This window comes from Bartonella sp. AC329YNZD, assembly GCF_042196685.1.
Taxonomy (GTDB): domain Bacteria; phylum Pseudomonadota; class Alphaproteobacteria; order Rhizobiales; family Rhizobiaceae; genus Bartonella.
Map to the genome: position 1 here is coordinate 38,619 of NZ_JBHIQS010000001.1, position 18,153 is coordinate 56,771.

14 protein-coding genes and 1 pseudogene are annotated in these 18,153 nt (G+C 34.1%); 2 read left to right on the top strand and 13 right to left on the bottom strand.

The features are described 5' to 3' along the window. The first annotated feature begins 9 nt into the window (after window positions 1–9). Entirely contained in the window at window positions 10–1,899 is a 1,890-nt protein-coding gene (locus ACFIMW_RS00185) for a peptidyl-prolyl cis-trans isomerase (protein WP_375607673.1), read from the top strand. A gap of 1,207 nt (window positions 1,900–3,106) precedes the next feature. Here the strand turns inward: ACFIMW_RS00185 and ACFIMW_RS00190 are convergent. The 13 genes and pseudogenes from ACFIMW_RS00190 to tatA all read right to left on the bottom strand — a co-directional run bounded on the left by ACFIMW_RS00190 (window position 3,107) and on the right by tatA (window position 15,929). Beyond that, window positions 3,107–3,967 (bottom strand): phytoene/squalene synthase family protein, encoded by an 861-nt coding sequence (locus ACFIMW_RS00190; RefSeq protein ID WP_375607674.1) that lies wholly within the window; start codon window positions 3,965–3,967, stop codon window positions 3,107–3,109. A 644-nt stretch (window positions 3,968–4,611) separates the two neighbouring features. Then, window positions 4,612–5,259 (bottom strand): DUF6990 domain-containing protein, encoded by a 648-nt coding sequence (locus tag ACFIMW_RS00195; protein ID WP_375607675.1) that lies wholly within the window; start codon window positions 5,257–5,259, stop codon window positions 4,612–4,614. A gap of 81 nt (window positions 5,260–5,340) precedes the next feature. Beyond that, window positions 5,341–6,249: a DUF6990 domain-containing protein gene (locus ACFIMW_RS00200; protein ID WP_375607676.1), complete on the bottom strand. Its 909-nt coding sequence runs from the start codon at window positions 6,247–6,249 to the stop codon at window positions 5,341–5,343. Window positions 6,250–6,685: 436 nt separating this feature from the next. Then, window positions 6,686–7,258: pseudogene (locus ACFIMW_RS00205) on the bottom strand (DUF6990 domain-containing protein); the annotation flags it as partial. 147 nt (window positions 7,259–7,405) lie between these two features. After that, entirely contained in the window at window positions 7,406–7,873 is a 468-nt protein-coding gene (locus ACFIMW_RS00210) for an SMI1/KNR4 family protein (protein WP_375607677.1), read from the bottom strand. 997 nt (window positions 7,874–8,870) lie between these two features. Next, window positions 8,871–9,257, bottom strand: a complete 387-nt coding sequence (locus ACFIMW_RS00215) for an Mth938-like domain-containing protein (protein ID WP_375607678.1) — start codon at window positions 9,255–9,257, stop codon at window positions 8,871–8,873. A gap of 463 nt (window positions 9,258–9,720) precedes the next feature. Then, window positions 9,721–10,182, bottom strand: coding sequence for a preprotein translocase subunit YajC (gene yajC / locus ACFIMW_RS00220; protein ID WP_375607679.1), 462 nt, complete (start codon window positions 10,180–10,182; stop codon window positions 9,721–9,723). A gap of 681 nt (window positions 10,183–10,863) precedes the next feature. Further along, complete coding sequence (locus ACFIMW_RS00225) at window positions 10,864–12,045, bottom strand: peptidoglycan DD-metalloendopeptidase family protein (RefSeq protein WP_375607680.1); 1,182 nt, start codon at window positions 12,043–12,045, stop codon at window positions 10,864–10,866. A gap of 168 nt (window positions 12,046–12,213) precedes the next feature. Next, on the bottom strand, window positions 12,214–12,873 hold the full coding sequence (locus ACFIMW_RS00230; protein ID WP_375607681.1) for a protein-L-isoaspartate(D-aspartate) O-methyltransferase: 660 nt from the start codon (window positions 12,871–12,873) through the stop codon (window positions 12,214–12,216). 134 nt (window positions 12,874–13,007) lie between these two features. Further along, complete coding sequence (serS, locus tag ACFIMW_RS00235) at window positions 13,008–14,285, bottom strand: serine--tRNA ligase (protein WP_375607682.1); 1,278 nt, start codon at window positions 14,283–14,285, stop codon at window positions 13,008–13,010. Window positions 14,286–14,346: 61 nt separating this feature from the next. Continuing rightward, complete coding sequence (gene tatC, locus ACFIMW_RS00240) at window positions 14,347–15,129, bottom strand: twin-arginine translocase subunit TatC (RefSeq protein WP_375607683.1); 783 nt, start codon at window positions 15,127–15,129, stop codon at window positions 14,347–14,349. Next, window positions 15,126–15,563 carry a Sec-independent protein translocase protein TatB gene (tatB, locus tag ACFIMW_RS00245; RefSeq protein ID WP_375607684.1) on the bottom strand — a complete coding sequence of 146 codons (438 nt, stop codon included), beginning with the start codon at window positions 15,561–15,563 and terminating at the stop codon, window positions 15,126–15,128. Before tatB ends, tatC begins: the two co-directional genes overlap by 4 nt. Window positions 15,564–15,617: 54 nt before the next feature. Beyond that, window positions 15,618–15,929: a twin-arginine translocase TatA/TatE family subunit gene (gene tatA / locus ACFIMW_RS00250; RefSeq protein WP_375607685.1), complete on the bottom strand. Its 312-nt coding sequence runs from the start codon at window positions 15,927–15,929 to the stop codon at window positions 15,618–15,620. 1,107 nt (window positions 15,930–17,036) lie between these two features. Between tatA and ACFIMW_RS00255 the strand changes: the two genes are divergently transcribed. Continuing rightward, a complete protein-coding gene (locus tag ACFIMW_RS00255; RefSeq protein ID WP_375607686.1) occupies window positions 17,037–17,900 on the top strand; it encodes a 23S rRNA (adenine(2030)-N(6))-methyltransferase RlmJ in 864 nt (287 codons plus the stop codon). The last annotated feature ends 253 nt before the right edge of the window (window positions 17,901–18,153 follow it).

Genomic DNA, 18,153 nt, shown 5'->3' on the forward strand with positions numbered 1-18,153 from the left:
AATTAAACAATGCTTGACATCGTAAGAAATGCTGCAAATTCTTGGATTGCCAGAATTTTCCTTGCTATTTTACTCTTATGCTTCATTCTTTTATGGGGGATACCACAGTTACACACCAAAAATGAAAGAGGCCTTATTACTTCTGGAAAATCCACAGTAACTGTCGATGATTATCGTCTCGCTCTTGCCGATCAAAGCGCACGTTTAGCACATGCCGCTCATCTTGGACGAATGTTTACGCCAAATGAAATGCAGCAATACCAAATTCCCGCTTTTGTGTTTAATCAATTACAACAAAATACACTGCTTGATGAACAAGCCCGTAAAATGAAAATAAGTCTTTCAAAAGATACAATAGCGCGTATGATTGGAACTGATAATATGTTCCAAATAAATGGCACTTTTGATAAAAATTTATTTTATAACTATCTTCAGCATTTACGTATCAGTGAAAGTGCTTTTCTTAATTATTACACCAGAAAAGAAAAGCGTAACCAAATTATTTCAGCTTTATTCTCTGATATGAAAGCACCAGATCTCTTCTATAAAGCACTTGCTCTTTATCAAGGAGAAATGCGTATCGCAGATTATCTCATGATTGATCTAAAAGAAAAGGAAATAACGGCTGATCCTGATGACGAAACACTGCAAAAATGGTTTGAAACACATCAAAATGAATTTCGTACTCCAGAATACCGCACTGTCTCTTTATTATCTATGGAACTTAATGATTTCGTAAAACCTAAAGATATCCCAACAGATGAGGCAAAAGCTTATTATACCCAAAATGCTTCACGTTTTGTAACCCCTGAAAAGCGTACATTCGAAGAACTGCGATTCCCCTCACGCGAAGAAGCCGATAATGCAGCAAAAAAAATAGCCGATGGATTGAGTTTTGATGAACTGGTAAAAGCTGAAAAAAAGACTCTTAATGACATACAAAAAGGGCCTCTCGCAGAAAATGAACTTCCTAGCCATCTAGCATCCGAAATTTTTGAACTCCAACAAGGGAAAGTCAGTGCTGTAATCAATGACTTACAGGGACCTGTTATCATTCGCATCACACATATTGAACCCTCAAGCTCTCTTCCTTTTGAAAGTGTAGAAGAAAATATTCGCCAAATACTTGCCAAAAATCGTGCTACGGATGATATCCGTAACAATTATGTAGCCATTGAAAATGCTCGTTTTGAGGGTGCTTCTCTCAAAGAGTTAGCTGACCAATACAAGTTATCTTTGCGCACAATTACCATTGATAAAACGGGAAAAACGCTTGAAGGTGCAATACTCACGGATTTACCTCAAAAAGATATTTTACTGAATGCCATCTATCAATCAAACGAAGGTGTCGATCTTGATCCTCTCTCTTTTCAAAATGGTGGGTATCTCTGGTATAAGGTCGATAAAATTATTCCTGCCCGCGATAAGACACTTGAAGAAGCTAAGCTAGATGTTCTTTCTCAATGGAAAAATGAGGAAATCCAACGTCTTCTTGATGAAAAAGCCAAAAATGCTCTCAAACAGCTCACGGAAGGAAAAAGTCTTGTTGCTCTTGCTCATACCCTTGGTGTTACAAAACAAACAACACCAGCCCTCCGGCGTCAAGATTCATCTGAAGTCCTTGGTGCTGAAGGTGTTAAAGCCTTGTTTTCTGGTCCCAAAGGTCATTATGGTGTCATAAAAGGACCGGTTGCAACAAACCGTATCATTTATCAAATAAAGACTGTAACAATGCCTAAAGATATCACGTCTCATACTCTTTCAACTAAGGTCCGCGCCAATATAGATATGATGATAAGAGAAGATCTTAAGCTAGAAATGCTACAAGTTGCCAATAAAGAACATCCTTTGGAAATTAATAGCACGAATTATAATCAGATCTTTAACGCTCTCCAGTAAAAAGAGTGTGCATAATTTAAAGGGCTTATTTGATAAAGTGTCTATCGCTCTTCGTTTATCATTAAAGAGGTAAGATAGATCTTTTATTTGCTTATATCTTAGAAGCAGCATTTGTATAATGATTAATTTTCTCGCAAATCAGTACATGTATAGATTTGCGAGAAAATGCTAAATGGAATGTAGAATCGTTTTTTCAACGCATGAAGAAATATTACCCATCCAAAGGCTGTAAATGTTGTCGCTAATTAAGCTATATATCCCTCCTGTCATTTATTGACAATGTACTGATTTATAATGATAATTTACTGTTTTGTATATTGAATGAGAGTCCCGAATATTGTAAGATTCTCTCATTTCAAATCTGTGTATATTGAATCAATTAAAACCACTTGCTTGCATATAAAAGCGGGATGCGTGTGTGGATAAAAATTGTTAAAAAAGGACTGAAAGTAGCTCTTATGAACCGTCTTAAAGCCAAGAGCTGTAGCCCCCCAAGCTAGCCAATATAATGATGGTGCCGGCTTTCTTCTCCATAAGCATAAAAATGGAGGAACTCAATAGATTTACTATTATATCATCGACTGCTACTCTTAATATTCATTCATAAGGAGCCTATTGCTTCTTCTTAAATGACTTTCATTGATATACGTCTTATGATATATATAAAATATTTTTAAAATTCATTATAAAAGTAATTTAAAATGAAGAAATCCTTTTCTATTCAAGATTCTCATTCAATATGAGAAAAAAATGAGTTCTCAATCAATATGTTCGCATATCACAATAATTATCAATTATAGCTTCACACTTTCTCAAAAATTAGAGTTTTTTCTAGAGACTTAATAGGCTGTTAAGATAACTTTTCTCAATAATAAAATAGAAATTGTATTTCATTTATAAATGAGATGCGACCAATACATTCAGACTACTCAATATCAAAAGTTCTTCACCAAACGAACGAATGTATTAAACTTTATCTCATATTTTGCCTTCTCTGCATCTCCCCTATCCAATACACGAATAAAATATATTACTTGATGAGAAAATATACTGTTTTTTCAAGATTATAAAATTTCTTATTCTTTTGCACTCATAGCCACCAACACATCACCGTTTCTTGATAATAAAGAAATGATTTGAAAGCACCATATCTCCTTCTTTCTTCAATACGAAAAAATCGGTTTAATTTCGACGTAACAATGTTCTTTTACAATGTTTTTGGAAAATTACCACTTATTGCTGTCCTTGTTATCAACCAATAGCGATGTATCAATGGCAAAGTTGCATTTTCTTGAAAAATTTCCGCCCCCAGCTGAAGAGCTTTTTGAAGAGAAGCCGGTATAATTACCAATGGAAGAAATGCTGGCTTAAAAGCTCTAGGTAAAACACGAGAATACGTGTAAAATTTGCTATAATGATCGCGTGATAATGCTACCATAGATTCAACAATGCAGCCCTTTTGTTTATCACTGAAACGATGAGATTCTAAATCTTCCCTCTTCACCCCTACAGCCTTCAACATATCAGTAGGTAAATAATAATGATATCGTGATTGCATGAATGATAAAAGGCGTAATACACCGCTTAATCCTTGAGCAATCCCTCCATGTTCATAGATATCTGTAAAATCTTGTGCAACATTAGGATCTAATATCTGACAAGAAAGCTGTAAAATGATACTTGCTGTCTCACCATAATAATGCTCAAGCTCATGAAGCGTTTCTATTGGATTGTGATAAAGATCTAAAATTTGTGCATCGCAATAACGTAAAAAAGCGGTCTTAGGTAAATTAAAAAGAGTCATTGCTGTCAATAGATCAGTCAAAATCGGATTATTTCCACTCGTTTGCATTTCACCATGAACAATAGAATCATACCACCAACGTAACCGTATTTCTCCTATGCGTGGGTCATGTACATTTTCGCGAATACGAGAAACTTCAGCATTAAATGCGTAAAGAGCAGCCAATGCTTTGCGCTTTTTTTTAGGCGCAAATAAAACCGATATATAGCGGTCACGATCTATGGTCCGTAAAATATCAAGACAATAAGGAAGAGAACCTATCATGCTATGAACCTATTAACGTTCCTTCTTTAGCAATTAAATTAATATTCTTTTTTATTCACTATTAAAAAATAAGAGAGTCAGAAAATACAGCTTAGAAATAAGATTTTTAAATGTGTCTCTTAATGTATTATAAGTTAAGGATTCTTTTCTAAGTACTTTTCTTAACCGCACCAAACATCCAAAATATTTTATTTTTTTAAAAGTTGGTTTTGCACTAAAATAGTACCACCCTATGAGAGAGAGTATTCTCAAAAGCATAATAAAATCAAGAAACTCTATTTGTTTTTACCTTTTTCTTTGCAGAATCAATTACACCACGCCAATACGCTTAACAACAGACTTTCTGCTATAAAATATAATGGGTATTTTTAGAATAAAAATTAATAAATAAAGCAACCCTCACGAAAGCTTATTATTCGCCCTTATATTTTCACTAAAATAAAAAACAGGTAATAAGCATCTTAAAGCATATATGAACAACGGAAATATACTTTTAATTGGACTCCTTGCCAATCTCTACGGTGGAGCTCCCCCCCTTTTACGGCATATAAATGCACTCGATGAAAGCATCTTTAATGTCAATAGATATTCTTTGTTATTATTTGCGTCAGAAGTTATTTTTTAACCAAAATAGAATGCAATCTCTAAGCAGCTAGAAAACTCTTTTCCATCTTCTTAATCAAATCGTAGCTTGGTTGCTTTACCTTTGCTATTTTTTTTGCCATAACCATTGCACGTTCAAGATGGTGCTTTTGAGTATTATTATCAAAACCTAAATGTTCTCTTTCCACAAAGCTTTTGTGATAAGATTGTAAGGACTCAATATTATTCAAAAAAGCAAGCGTACCAATATGAAGTAAACTATAATGTGCATTGTCACACTCATCAATTTTGCTCATTTGCCAAGGGGGTATACCATACCTAAAACCAATACGCTGAAGAAGATCTATACTTTCCATTGCCCATTCTAAAGTATAATCAAGCTCTAACTCTAGGCGACTTGCATTAATCTTTTCTTCAACAATTTTCAGCCCATTTTTATTAAAATAAAGTTGTAGATCCGGTAAACTTTGAGAATTTATGGAATCAATTGCTCTACAAACAGCAGAAAGAATGCCTGTAGTAACCGAAAACCCAACATCAAATCGCGGAGAAGCTGTTGTAATTTCGTCATTGTATAAAATTTGCACCTCGCGATCTGGCAATTGGTAGATTGCTAGAAAATTCTCTTTTCCCTCAATTCCATAAACAAACCAACCTAAACTTATGAAAAGCGTTCTTGTACTTTTCATGGTTAAAAAAGTCTCTTCTTCTGTAAAAAGCATTATTTTAGCATCAAGATTCAAAGGTGAAAAAGACTCTTTGAAACCTAATCAATAACGTCGTGCAAGAATAAGGACACGATTCATAAGATCTTTCGTAATCTCTTCAGAAAAATCTAAATGCTTTCCTACTCTAAAACTCTCTTTATAAAATTTGAGCGTTTTAACATCCCCCATGAGAATAAGGGCAACAAGGTGGCGCTCTGCAAGATCAGCTTCATTATTTGGTGATAAAACTGCATAATCAGAGATAATTTTTTGTACATTTTGCTGATGAGTCCACTCAAAAATGTCTGCACAAACCTGTTTCAATTTTCCTTGCTTCATAGCAATATCAGAGATTGTATATATATCTTCCGCCTCTTTAATGGACGTATATTGAGATCTCGTTGGAAAAATATCTCGATAAATAGTAGAGAAGCTAAGCGTTGAAAGTGAAGCTTTGAATGTGATAATCAACTCTTTGCCTTCCCTCTCAAGACTATATACTATGTTGATAAGCCGGTCTTTGCTTATAAAGTAAGCATTATAATTGTAGTTTTTATCGCGGTAAGTTGTCCAACCCATCGTTTTTAATTGTTCAACAATGGTATTAAGAACAATCCAATCTTGCGAACCTATAATATCCTTTACCTTTTGTTCATTTGAATTTTTCATCTGCCCAAATCGTAATACTCTCGAAATAAAGCTTTCTCGTGCTTTTGACCGAATCCAACTGACCATGTGCAAAAATGCTTTTGTAATCAAGGTGAAAGGTTTTATTATCACTCGATAAAGCAAAGGCGATACCATGAAGTAAAACATCATCCGCCCTATAAAATTTGCTTTTTCACTAGGTCCACACGGAATAAAATGTTCTTCAGCAAATTCAACAGCGCGATTAACACAGCTAAAGAGAGAATAGCTTGTCGCATATTGAGCAACCTTGTTTGTTTCAAGAAAATTTTGATAAGATTTCAAGGCCTCAATCTTACCCGTCGACGCTAAGCAAGCCAAATGCCAGATCATATGGGAGCAAGAACTAGATGCTTGAAGATATGTTGAATAGGCACTCTTTTTTTTATTTCTGCCTCAAAATCCTGAGTACGAGCCCACTGAATTACCCGCTCAGAAATGTTGATAAGTTCTCGCTTTGTGGGTGTATCAAAATAAATATTAAGACCTTTTCCAAGACTGGTAAAAGTTGGATAAATATTCTCAGGTCATACAAGTTCGTAAGCTTTACCATAATGAATATACCAGCAGGCTCTAGAAAGCTCTTCTGTAGACGTTATGGCACTAATATAGACATTTAATTTATCATTGAGATACCACAAATCAAAATGAAATTTAACAAAACGGTCAGGTAAAACTAACCACATTTTCCCAGGGGCTGTTGCAATCCAACCATGAACTTTTAAAATATTGGTACCGTTGTTAGGCTCGTTAGCCGCTTTTGAGGTGTTATACACACCAAAATATCATCCAACTCGCCCTTTTTATAGGCTTGTGCAAAAAGAAGAAGACGCTCAACCCATGTTGTTGTTTTGTAACCAGAAAATTCTAATATATTCAAATTTGATGTAGGACTACAAGACTTTAATGACTCTCTATCACCGAGCAAAACTCGAGCAACCGCAGAGCTTTTAGAGCTACCATTGGAAACTTCTTGGTGTAATTTTTGTTCAATATTTTGTGTTTTTGCCCATGTGATTATCTTGTTTAAGGACTCCTGAATACGATTTTCAGAAAGGTCTTTCATTTTAACATCAAAATATCTATCTTCTGAAAAAAGTATACTTTCAAAGCAAAATCTCTTACCCCTAATATATTCCCAAGCAAGAATATAGGGGATAGTGCTGAGATTTGCTACTAGCATAAGCTTTCTATCCCTCCACCCATATTTTACCTCGTAGTCGATGCTTACAAAACGATCAGATAAATAATAAAAAGCATGGTGACGACCGATATCATCGCGATAGGGTGCCCAACCAAGTTTTTTTTAAATTTTTGTTACATCTTTGGTTTGCATCATGACACACTTCTATTCTCAACGAATTCAATGATGAAAGAGCGCATACCAATCAATCTCCCCCATTTTTTATTCAACAGCTGTTTTCAACCTCAATTTAAAAAATTATTCAAAATTAACCTTAATTCTTTTATAGAGAAACTCATAAAAATTGCTGGCGTAATAATATGAAGCACCAGCTGGAAACCTGAAATAAAGTAGACATTCACCGTCTTGAAATTGAGAGTAATCAAAGTAAAGTATCTCACAAAAAGTATTTTCACAAACAATAAGCTGCTGTGGCCTAGCTAAACCATTTTTTATATCGAGTAAGTGGTGATAAACAATATCACCAGCAGTAACACAATCAGTAGGAGACCCTACACTATCCTCATAAACGGTCAATATTTCATCACAACCAATTTCTGAAATTCCCAAACTTTTCAGGCAGTTTTTGTAAGAGGTTGTAAATGGCAAACCAATAGTTTCTTCAGCCTTTTTAATCTGTATATCATCAATGGTAGGGCCAAAATCGATACGATCACTATATTTATCAATTAATTTTTCGAGATCAGATAATATAAAATTTTTCATGAACTCCCCCCAATTATTATTCTCTAATATGTTTTAACTTTTTTCTAATAATGATAATATTCACATTTTTTAAGTAACGGAAAAACAGTAACTTAGTGTTTATAATTTTTTAAATAAAACCAATACACAAAAAAACTATTTCACATGAACTTTAATTATTTTTTCGCAAAATTCATAAAAATTACTTGCGTCATAAAGAATATCTTGAAATAGTGTGAACATTCACCATCCTGAAGTTGAAAGTCATCAAAAGAAAATTTCACACCCAAATTAGCTCTACTGATAACAAGCTACTGTAGTTTTGCTAAACCATTTCCTCTATCTGTTAAATTATAGTCAACAAAAATCCCTACACAATCCTTATAAAGGCTAAATATTTCCTCGCCATCAATTTCTGTTTTTTCAAAAAATCTTTATAAAAAATTATAAACTGCGAGCCAATAATTTCTTTAGATTCTTTATTCGTATATCACCAATCATAGCCTTTAAAGTGCGAAACTTAATAATATTACTATAGTAATCAAATAATTCTGTAAAATCGGATAAAGTATAATTTTTACAGATTTTTCTACATAAATCATATCACATTTTGCTAATATTAATGTGATCGTTATAAATACTTATCTGTTCATAGCTAATGGTATTGCTTTACATTTCTCCAAATAATAAAAGCATTTTTATTGATATCATTCTTTCATTATTTGCTCCAATTACTTTTTTCTTTTCAGAAAGAAATTTTTAAAAATTAAATAAATAACTTTTTTGATAAAATTTGTCTTATCGGACTTAAAACTTTCATTCGTAGTAAAAACAGCTAAAAACTAACCGTAACATGCACAGTAAAACTTAGAACAACAAACAACGCAAAACACTTCTTGATTGAATGGATGACAATGCTATCTTTTTATAGAAAATGCACTGATCATAAAATTCATCCAATTAATAATTATGCAAACTTTTCATAATGAACTAGAGCAATTTATTATTAAATAACACTTTATTCTACCGCAAATAATAACGCAGCAACAGCGCGATCTTCAGCCAATAAAACATTAAATGTACGTACAGCCGCTCCCGTACTCATTGTATCAGATGAAATACGTTTTTCCCATAAAAGAACCCGTAACTCTTCAGGTAATCGCAATAATTCAATTCCAGTACCTATTAATAAAACTTCGATTTCAGATGCTTCTTCTAAAACACGAGATATATCCCCTTGAGTAGGAATAGGTCCTGCCATATCAATGCCATAAATACCTGATGGGACACAAATAATAGAACCTCTATGAGACATATCAGCAAAACGAAACCCACCATTTCCATAAGCATCAATAGGTGCACGACTTGGAAAATGCGCCTCACGAATTTGAATTGCATCGAACATGAATAAGCACCCTTTATTTTTGATAAGTCCAACTGCCTTTTACCTCCCACAAAAATTAATGGAAGGTTGATACAAACATTGATATGTTAACCCTCGCTTATAAGAGCATTGAGATTAGAAATTTTTATATACTCCCTAATCTTCTCCTACAACAAATAGATGAAAATTTGACAACAAACCGCGATTAAATGCTATATGTTCAAATAAATCTACCTTTTAAAAAATTTCCTCAGCTTATTTACTCGAAAATAAAAAATATCTCTTTATAAAAATAATGATGTTGCTTAAAGGACAGGAAAATTTTCCGTAATCTTCTATAAATAAAACAACTATTTTAATAATTTAAAGAAAAAAACCATCTTCTGTAACGACTATAAAAGCTACTCCTTCAATGAAACTATCTTTATATTTCAATACTTTTTATAAAAATGCTTTAAAAAATGTAATAAACTACAACTCCACCTTAAGATGCATTTTCCTTATTTTCCTTTGATATAGCTTTTTTTTCTTTAGATACACTCACATTTTCTTTCGCTGTTGTTTTAGATTTAGACTTTTGTGGTGTTTTTGTTTTAGTATGAAGCTTTGATTTTTTTTCTGCAATTGGTTCACCTTTAACGCGTACATCAGACAATGTTGAGCGAAGAACACGAATATTCATACTCTCACCAATTTCAACCTCTAATTCGCCACTTTCATCGTGAACCTTCGTAACTTTGCCGATAATGCCACCACCCGTTATAACTGTATCACCACGACGTATTGCATTAAGCATTTCTTGTCGTTTTTTCATTTGTGCACGCTGTGGACGAATTATAAAAAAATACATAATTGCAAAAATTAAAATGAACGGGACAGCACTAACAAATGAAAATCCACCGGGAACATCGCCTGCAACTTGAGCATAAGCGTTTGTAATAAACATTTTTATCTCCTATAGTTAAACTTCAGGTATTTCCCCCTCTATTAAAATAAAACTCCGATCCAGAAAATTTTTCCTAAAGAATTTATCATAAAAAGTAATGACCACATGATGGAATCTCAGCTTTATCAAAATGCAATAAATCCTTAAGAGACAGAATACAACAAGAAAAATCTTAAAAAAAACAGATTTATTTCCCTCTATTATATATTCTACAATATAAACCTTCTCACTAACTCAATAAATGATACAAACCAATTTTTCCAAGGAAAAAACCTTTAATTATAGAGATAATTCATCGTTTTTGATATCAAATGAAAGACTTAAATACAGTAAAACTCTCTCATTTTATCCCCTTTGAATTCATCAAAATGATTTTCTTGTACGTTACACACGTGAAATGAACCTGTAGATAAAAACTATTTAAGAAAAGCGTAAAATCCCCCTTCTCATTCTCGTACCCCCTATAAATGCAAGAGCAGTTAGAACATTGAGAAGCTGAAAACAGTATGATACTATCACCTTATCTCTTCATAAACACAAAGATGATAATATCTAATAAACTCAACAAACGGCTTCCCTTAAACCAGTGATTTTTTCTGCTACAGTATTATTTTACGTAAAAAAATCAATTTTTTCATGAAATTTCTATAAACTATAAAATTTCTCAAATTAATCCATAAATTAGTTTTCTAAATATTTAAGAGGATCAACAGGTAATGAATTCTTACGCATCTCAAAATAGACACGTGGCGTTTTAACATTTCCTGAAACACCAGATTTAGCAATCTCATCACCGCGTCTTATTCTTTGTCCTTTGTTAACAACAAGCTTACTATTACATCCATAAATAGTGATAATATCATTTTCATGTCGAATCATAACAACATTACCAAGCTCTTTTAATCCATCTCCCGCATAGATAACGACACCATTTTCCGCTGCCTTTACCGATGACCCCTCAGGCACTGCAATATCTATTCCTCGATTCATTATTGTTCCTTTTTTTTGACCAAACTGGCTTAATAAACGCCCTCGTACTGGCCAACGCATCTTAGAAATTCCTGTACCCTGCGGTGTCATAATATTATCTGTATTCGTAACAGTACTTGATAAACCAGTCTCATGGTCCAATCGCATCATCTGTGTAGAAGAATTTTTCTCAGAGCTTGATCTGTTCATCTTTGCAGAAGGGGACATTGTTACAGGAGCTTTATATACAGAAGAAGCCTTTTTGTGTTTTACAGAGGACGTAACTTGAGATTGGAATGAAGATTCTGCTGTTGACGCCGCCCAATCATTATTATTGCGCGTATTTGAAGTTGCGAATGTACGCCTACTTGGAACCACAAGGACTTGACCAATATAAATGGAATTGCTGTTTATGCCATTTGCTAATTTTAATGCCTCAACACTAACCCCTATTTGTCGTGCAATACTGAGTAGTGTATCTCCACTCTGGACAATATAAGAATTCCGCCGGAAAACAGGAGAGTTATCCATTTGTGAACGAGAAAGTGTTCCAAGATTACGCGGAGGTGCCCCCATAACGCGACCATCCAAAGAAGCTGTCCTACCTTGCTGTGGAGAATTATAAGGAGAACTGTCATCTCGCCAAGAATCATCGCTTGGTTCCACAGGTGGCAATTCAGTACTCTGTATCATATCACCACCGTCCGATAGCATTCGCGGATCTGTAGGTATAGTGCTAGATATATTTGATTGATGAGATAACATACGATGAGAGGACACAGTGGAAAAACGTTGCGTACCAGAACTACAACCAGCAACAATAGTTACCACCGCTAAAAAAGTTATTCTCTGAAATTTATGCCGGAAAATATTATCCAAAGCTCTTAAACACATAGTTTTGCCCACTCATCAATACTCAACTCATTCTATTAAAGCTTTTTAAAATTACCGAAGAGTTAAAATGAGATATTTTATTCATAAATATCTCTACATGATATCAAAATGAATTTAACGTAAAATAAAAAGGTGAAATAATTTGCGCTATTTCTTAAATTTTAAAATTTAAAGTATCTCCGCAATACCTTTAATAAAAGGTTGATAACGCACTTGAAAAAGTTCTAAACACTCAAATCGACTCCCAATTTTTGTATAGCGCGTCACCGTTTGTACCCCTTCATCAGGCCCTATAGCCTGAATGAGAATGCCATTTTCAGCTAAGAGTTCTAAAAATTCCTTGGGTTCATCAGAACGCGATGGCCAAATAAGAATACGGTCAAATGACCCCAAACCTGTCACACTATGACTTCCATCAATTTGCCGTACAACAATATTTTCAATTCCCAAAGCTTGAAATTTTTGGCCTGCCAAATCAACAAGCGTTTTATAACGATCAATCGTCGTTACACGGTCACTCAAACAGGCTATAAGAGCCGTACAAAAACCAGATCCCGTACCGATTTCTAAGACACGATGCTTTTTTTTCAACGATAATGCTGAAAGAATTAAGAGTTGTTCTTCCAAACGTTCCATATATTCACCACACTCAAGGGGAATAACTTTATTATCATAAGCACTATTAAACCAAGGGGCAGAAACAAACTGTTGACGTGGAACTTTTTCTAATGCCGAAAAAAATCGCACGTCATCAATGCCTTTTCTACGCATTTTCAGTACAAGAGCGGCTAACTCTTCACGAAATTGTAAAATACCATTTTGCCCCATAGTATTTATTCAATCTCTAACAGAAGTGCACTTTTATCATCCCTACAAACCACTTCCTTTAAAATGGCTAAGCCTTGCATTTGCATACCATCACCTCTTGGCAATAAATGCATATTGTCTTTCCTTTCGCAAAATTAAGCAGTAATACAACGCATGCCTCCCATATAGGGTTGTAAAACATCTGGAACAATAATGGATCCATCAGCTTGTTGATAATTTTCAAGCACTGCAATAAGACAACGGCCAACAGCCGTACCAGAACCATTAAGACTATGAACAAAATGCAATTTTTTATCACCTTCTGTACGATAGCGAGCATTCATACGACGACCTTGAAAATCTCCACAAACTGAACAGCTAGAAATTTCACGATAACATTCTTGACCAGGAAGCCAAACCTCGATGTCATAGGTTTTACGTGCTGCAAACCCCATATCTCCGGTAGAAAGAACCACTGTACGAAAAGGCAAATCAAGCCGTTTTAATATATCTTCTGCACATTCCGTCATACGTTCCAATTCAATTAAAGACTGATCTTCACTGGTAATCGAGACCATTTCCACCTTCCAAAATTGGTGCTGACGCAACATACCGCGCGTATCACGACCGGCTGCTCCCGCCTCTGAACGAAAACAAGGAGATAAAGAAGAAAATCGCAGTGGTAAATCTGATATTTCAAGAATTTCATCGTTAACCAAATTAGTTAATGGTACTTCTGCAGTAGAAATAAGCCATCGACCATCTGTTGTCTGAAAAAGATCCTCTGCAAACTTCGGCAATTGTGCTGCTCCGTAAACAATCTCATCACGAACAAGAAGAGGTACTGAGACTTCTGTATAACCATGCTCATTCACATGCACATCAAGCATAAATTGTCCTAATGCTCGTTCTAGCCGTGCTAACGCCCCTGAAAGCACTGTAAAACGTGTTCCAGACAAACGACTAGCTCGCTCAAAATTCATCTGCTTAAGATCTTGACCAAGATCAAAATGCTCCTTTGGTGTAAAATTAAATGTTGGAGGTGTACCAAAATGTCGAATGACGACATTATCACTTTCATCTTTACCTTCCGGAACATCATCCAATGGAATATTTGGAAGAGCTGAAAGAATTTTCTCAAGACTCTCCGTCAGCTGTTTTTCTTCCGCTGTTGCAGAAGAAAGAAAGACTTTAATCTCTTCAACTTCAGCTTTAAAGCCTTCAGCCATTTGTTGATCAGATACAGCTAAAGCTTGTCCTATTTCCTTTGAAATAGCATTGCGACGTTCCTGCGCCAATTGTACTTTAGCAACATGCGACCGACGTGCAAGATCAAGTTGTATTAACCTTTCAGATTGTGGTTCAAGACCTCTGTTTACAAGTGCTTTATCTAATTTCTCAGGATTTTCACGAATCCACTTAATATCAAGCATCAAAATTCCTCATTTATATTGTTTTTATTCATTTGTTATCGCATAAGATTATACAATTCTCTTAAGCGGATTTTCTTCTCTTTTCTATACCGTAAGCAATTAAAATTGAGATCTCGTAAAGTGCTATCGTTGGTAAAGCCACTGCAAACATCGTAAAAAAATCCGAAGGGGTTACTATTGCCGCAATAATAAAAGAAAGCAAGATAGCCCATTTTCGTTTTGATACCAAATCACGAGATGTTAAAAATCCAACTTTTGTTAAAAGACTGATGATAAGAGGTAATTGAAAAATCAAACCAAAAACTAGGATAAATGATGTCATAAAGCTCAAATAATCGGAAATACGCACTATAAAATCTATTCTTAAATGAACATCTGGAAGAAATTGTTGTGAAAGACTAAACCATAGTATTATTGGTGCCAATAGAGCATAAACAAACGCTCCCCCAATACAAAATAAAATAGGACCACCAATGAGAAAGGGTAAAAAAGCCATACGTTCATTTTTATAAAGCCCTGGTGCAATAAAACTATAAAACTGAAAAGCCGTATAGGGAAAAGATAAAATAATCCCCCCAAAAGCCGCGAGTTTCATCTTTGTTAAAAAAGTTTCCCATACTTGTGTCGATTGCAAACGAATACTCTCAGGATTACTCCCTGCTATTTTCATTGCCCACTGATACGGCCATAGTAAAAAACTTAAGATATAATCTTTAACAAAAAAACACATCATAAAAGTGATCAAAAATACAACCAAGGTAGCAATAATTCGCTGACGAAGTTCAATTAAATGTTCTATAAGTGTTGCCATATTGGCATCAACTTCATCTTTCTTAACATTCATGATACATCTTCTTTATCTTTAGAAACGACAAAAATGCTTTCAGAATGATAGGGTGTAATAGATATCACATCTGTATTGGTTGTCTTTTGATCACACGCCCAAAGTTCTTCATCTTTTTCTAATTTATGATGTGTTGCCTTAACATCAGAATTATCATGGATATCCTCTACTGCATCCTGTATGGGATCAAAAGTCTCTGTCAACTTCTTACTTGGATTAAGATCATTAATATCTGAACATGTTTTTTGCAAATTATCGAGCTCAATTTGTCTTATTGCATCATCAAACTGGTAACGAAGTTCATTTACTGTTGAACATACATAAGCTCTTACCTTTGCTATTGCCTTTAGTATTTTAGGTAAATCTTTCGGTCCAATGACAATAATGAGAACAAGTAAGATTACAACAAACTCCGACCCATCAATCCCAAACATCTCTTAACTCGACTTCCCCGTAAAAAATAATGCACAATGATGATAACGTTTTTGTTATTTGACACGCTGTTTTTTAGTAATAGATGCCTTGCCTCTTTTAGAGGCAGAAGAAGCCTTTTTGCGTGCGGTTACATGTTTCACCGATAATGGCTGAGATTGTTGAGGTTCTATATCAATCATTTGAGAAGGAGCTGCCATTTCAACTTTATCCTCAATGCTGTCATCGTCTTCCTTCATATTCTTTTTGAAAGCCTTAATTCCCTTAGCAACATCACCCATTAATTCAGAAATTTTACCGCGCCCGAAAAGCACAAATATAATCAGTAAAATTACAATTAAATGCGTTGGTGAAAAAATATTACCCATTTTTTTAACTCTATGCTTTTAAATTTGATTTCATTTGTGCATGCTTACTCTGAAGTAATATATCAAATACCATGTATTTTACTTATATATTTTTTTCTCAACTTAAAAGCAATCACACGCCTTTTAGTGCAAAAGAACCTTTTATCCTCTCATCCCTTTTAGGGCATTATAATATAAACCATTCAAAAATTATAAACCACTTCCTATAAAGTTCAAAAGGCTTAAAAACTTTTCTAAAGAAACTTCATATGATCTCTTGGACGGCTCATCTTCCTGCAAATATTGTATCCAATGTCTTTCCTTTTAAAAACGGTATCATACATGAAATTGTGAATATCTCTCCCTAATCAACTTTACCAATGAGAATAATATCATAACCTTCTATAAAAAATTTACATGTATCTAAAATTTTCCGAAAGTATATTCCCTGCAAGAGCTTTTTTTGACACATCATCTAACATTAAAGGTTCCTTAAAACCTATCTCTTACGAATAATATTTTCAATAACTCTTTGCGTTGCAGGAATCCTGATATCAATTTTTCATAAGCAATATGATCAATGATCGTCGTCAATCAATCAGTCAAATTTTTAAAAGGTGCAACATCATACTTTTCTAAACATTAAGTGTGATACCGCAATATGGGCTCACTCAAAATGCATATGAGGCAACATTTGTGCACGTGATCATATCTGGGAATATGTTTTATTAACGCATAAAATATATTCATTTATAAAAATCACTCACTTGCACATCATAAACAAGGTTAGCATAGAGAGATAAAAACTATTAAAATAGCCCTTATAGACCAGCTCAAGTGTCAAGAGCGCTAGTAAATAAGTCACAATATTAGGAATATGACGATGCCCGCTTTCATCTTTATTCAATAGAGAGATTCCAGTGAAATGTTCACCCTCTTACTATCCAACTTTCATATAAAAGATTTAAAATCCTAATGAATAAATGCCTCCATGATATTAATATTTTATGCGTACAATTTTTTAATGAGAGTCTTATTTGATTTCTACAAGAAAATTTTTATGGATATCAATTCTATTATTCTATGCTAATAATCTGATATAGTTATCCATATTATAGAGTTTCTTCAATGAATTATAGGCATATTTATCATGCTGGGAATTTTGCTGATGTTTTTAAACACATTATTGTCACTCGCATTGTAGAATATCTCAAACGCAAAGAAAAAGCTTTTCGCGTTATAGACACACATGCAGGAATCGGCATTTATGACCTCTCTTCTTTAGAAGCACATAAAACAGGAGAGTGGCGTGAAGGTGTTCAACGCATTTTTTCAACTCCTATCCCAAAAGATTTAAGAGCACTTCTTGATCCGTGGTATGATATCATTAATGTCCTCAATAAAGGGGAAAAAGAAATTGTATTTTATCCTGGATCTCCCGTTCTTATTCGCCAATTATTACGGAAACAAGATCGCCTCACTGCGATAGAATTGCATAATGAAGATTATCACATTTTAGCAAAAAACTTTGCCGGCGATTATCAGACAAAAGTTCTGCATTTAGATGGTTGGCTTTCCTTAAATGCTCATTTACCACCAAAAGAAAAACGTGGGTTTATCCTTGTTGACCCTCCCTTTGAAAAAACTGGAGAATTTTCCCGCCTTATTGAGGGATTAATGAAAGCCTATCGCCGTTTTTCTGGAGGGATCTACGCTTTATGGTATCCTGTTAAATATGACAAAGAAATTGAAAGTTTTCTTCATGCGCTTTATCAAACAGGAATTCCTAAAATTCTCCAGCTTGAAATGCGTATCCGAAAAAAATCAACATCACCTACAATGAATGGAAGCGGTATGATTATTATTAACCCTCCCTATCTTTTGGAAGAAGAAATGAAAAAACTCACCCCCTTTCTTATCAATCGTCTTGGTCAAGATGAAAATGCCCAAATAACGCATAAGTGGATTCAAAAAGAACATCTGTTATGTTAGATTTTTCCCTATATTTCCCTTAAATGAAAATATCGTGATTAAGATACAAAGGTATTAAATGCTATAACTCTTTGATTTTTTTAGATTATATAAACATATAATAATGATAAACGAATAACGATTAGCGTGAATTAATTTTTTCTCTTTTTGAGAAAGTTTATGCTCTTATCATGATGGATTTTCTATTTTGACCATTTTAACGAATAAATTGAGTGAATTCATAAATCTGTCTTAAATAACACCCCTCATATTT

Coding starts and splice junctions, on each gene's coding strand:
- yajC (WP_375607679.1), bottom strand. CDS start 10,182: ATGTTTATTACAAACGCTTATGCTCAAGTTGCAGGCGATGTTCCCGGT.
- ACFIMW_RS00215 (WP_375607678.1), bottom strand. CDS start 9,257: ATGTTCGATGCAATTCAAATTCGTGAGGCGCATTTTCCAAGTCGTGCA.
- ACFIMW_RS00225 (WP_375607680.1), bottom strand. CDS start 12,045: ATGTGTTTAAGAGCTTTGGATAATATTTTCCGGCATAAATTTCAGAGA.
- tatB (WP_375607684.1), bottom strand. CDS start 15,563: ATGTTTGGGATTGATGGGTCGGAGTTTGTTGTAATCTTACTTGTTCTC.
- ACFIMW_RS00255 (WP_375607686.1), top strand. CDS start 17,037: ATGAATTATAGGCATATTTATCATGCTGGGAATTTTGCTGATGTTTTT.
- tatC (WP_375607683.1), bottom strand. CDS start 15,129: ATGAATGTTAAGAAAGATGAAGTTGATGCCAATATGGCAACACTTATA.
- ACFIMW_RS00230 (WP_375607681.1), bottom strand. CDS start 12,873: ATGGGGCAAAATGGTATTTTACAATTTCGTGAAGAGTTAGCCGCTCTT.
- ACFIMW_RS00195 (WP_375607675.1), bottom strand. CDS start 5,259: ATGAAAAGTACAAGAACGCTTTTCATAAGTTTAGGTTGGTTTGTTTAT.
- tatA (WP_375607685.1), bottom strand. CDS start 15,929: ATGGGTAATATTTTTTCACCAACGCATTTAATTGTAATTTTACTGATT.
- serS (WP_375607682.1), bottom strand. CDS start 14,285: ATGCTTGATATTAAGTGGATTCGTGAAAATCCTGAGAAATTAGATAAA.
- ACFIMW_RS00210 (WP_375607677.1), bottom strand. CDS start 7,873: ATGAAAAATTTTATATTATCTGATCTCGAAAAATTAATTGATAAATAT.
- ACFIMW_RS00185 (WP_375607673.1), top strand. CDS start 10: ATGCTTGACATCGTAAGAAATGCTGCAAATTCTTGGATTGCCAGAATT.
- ACFIMW_RS00190 (WP_375607674.1), bottom strand. CDS start 3,967: ATGATAGGTTCTCTTCCTTATTGTCTTGATATTTTACGGACCATAGAT.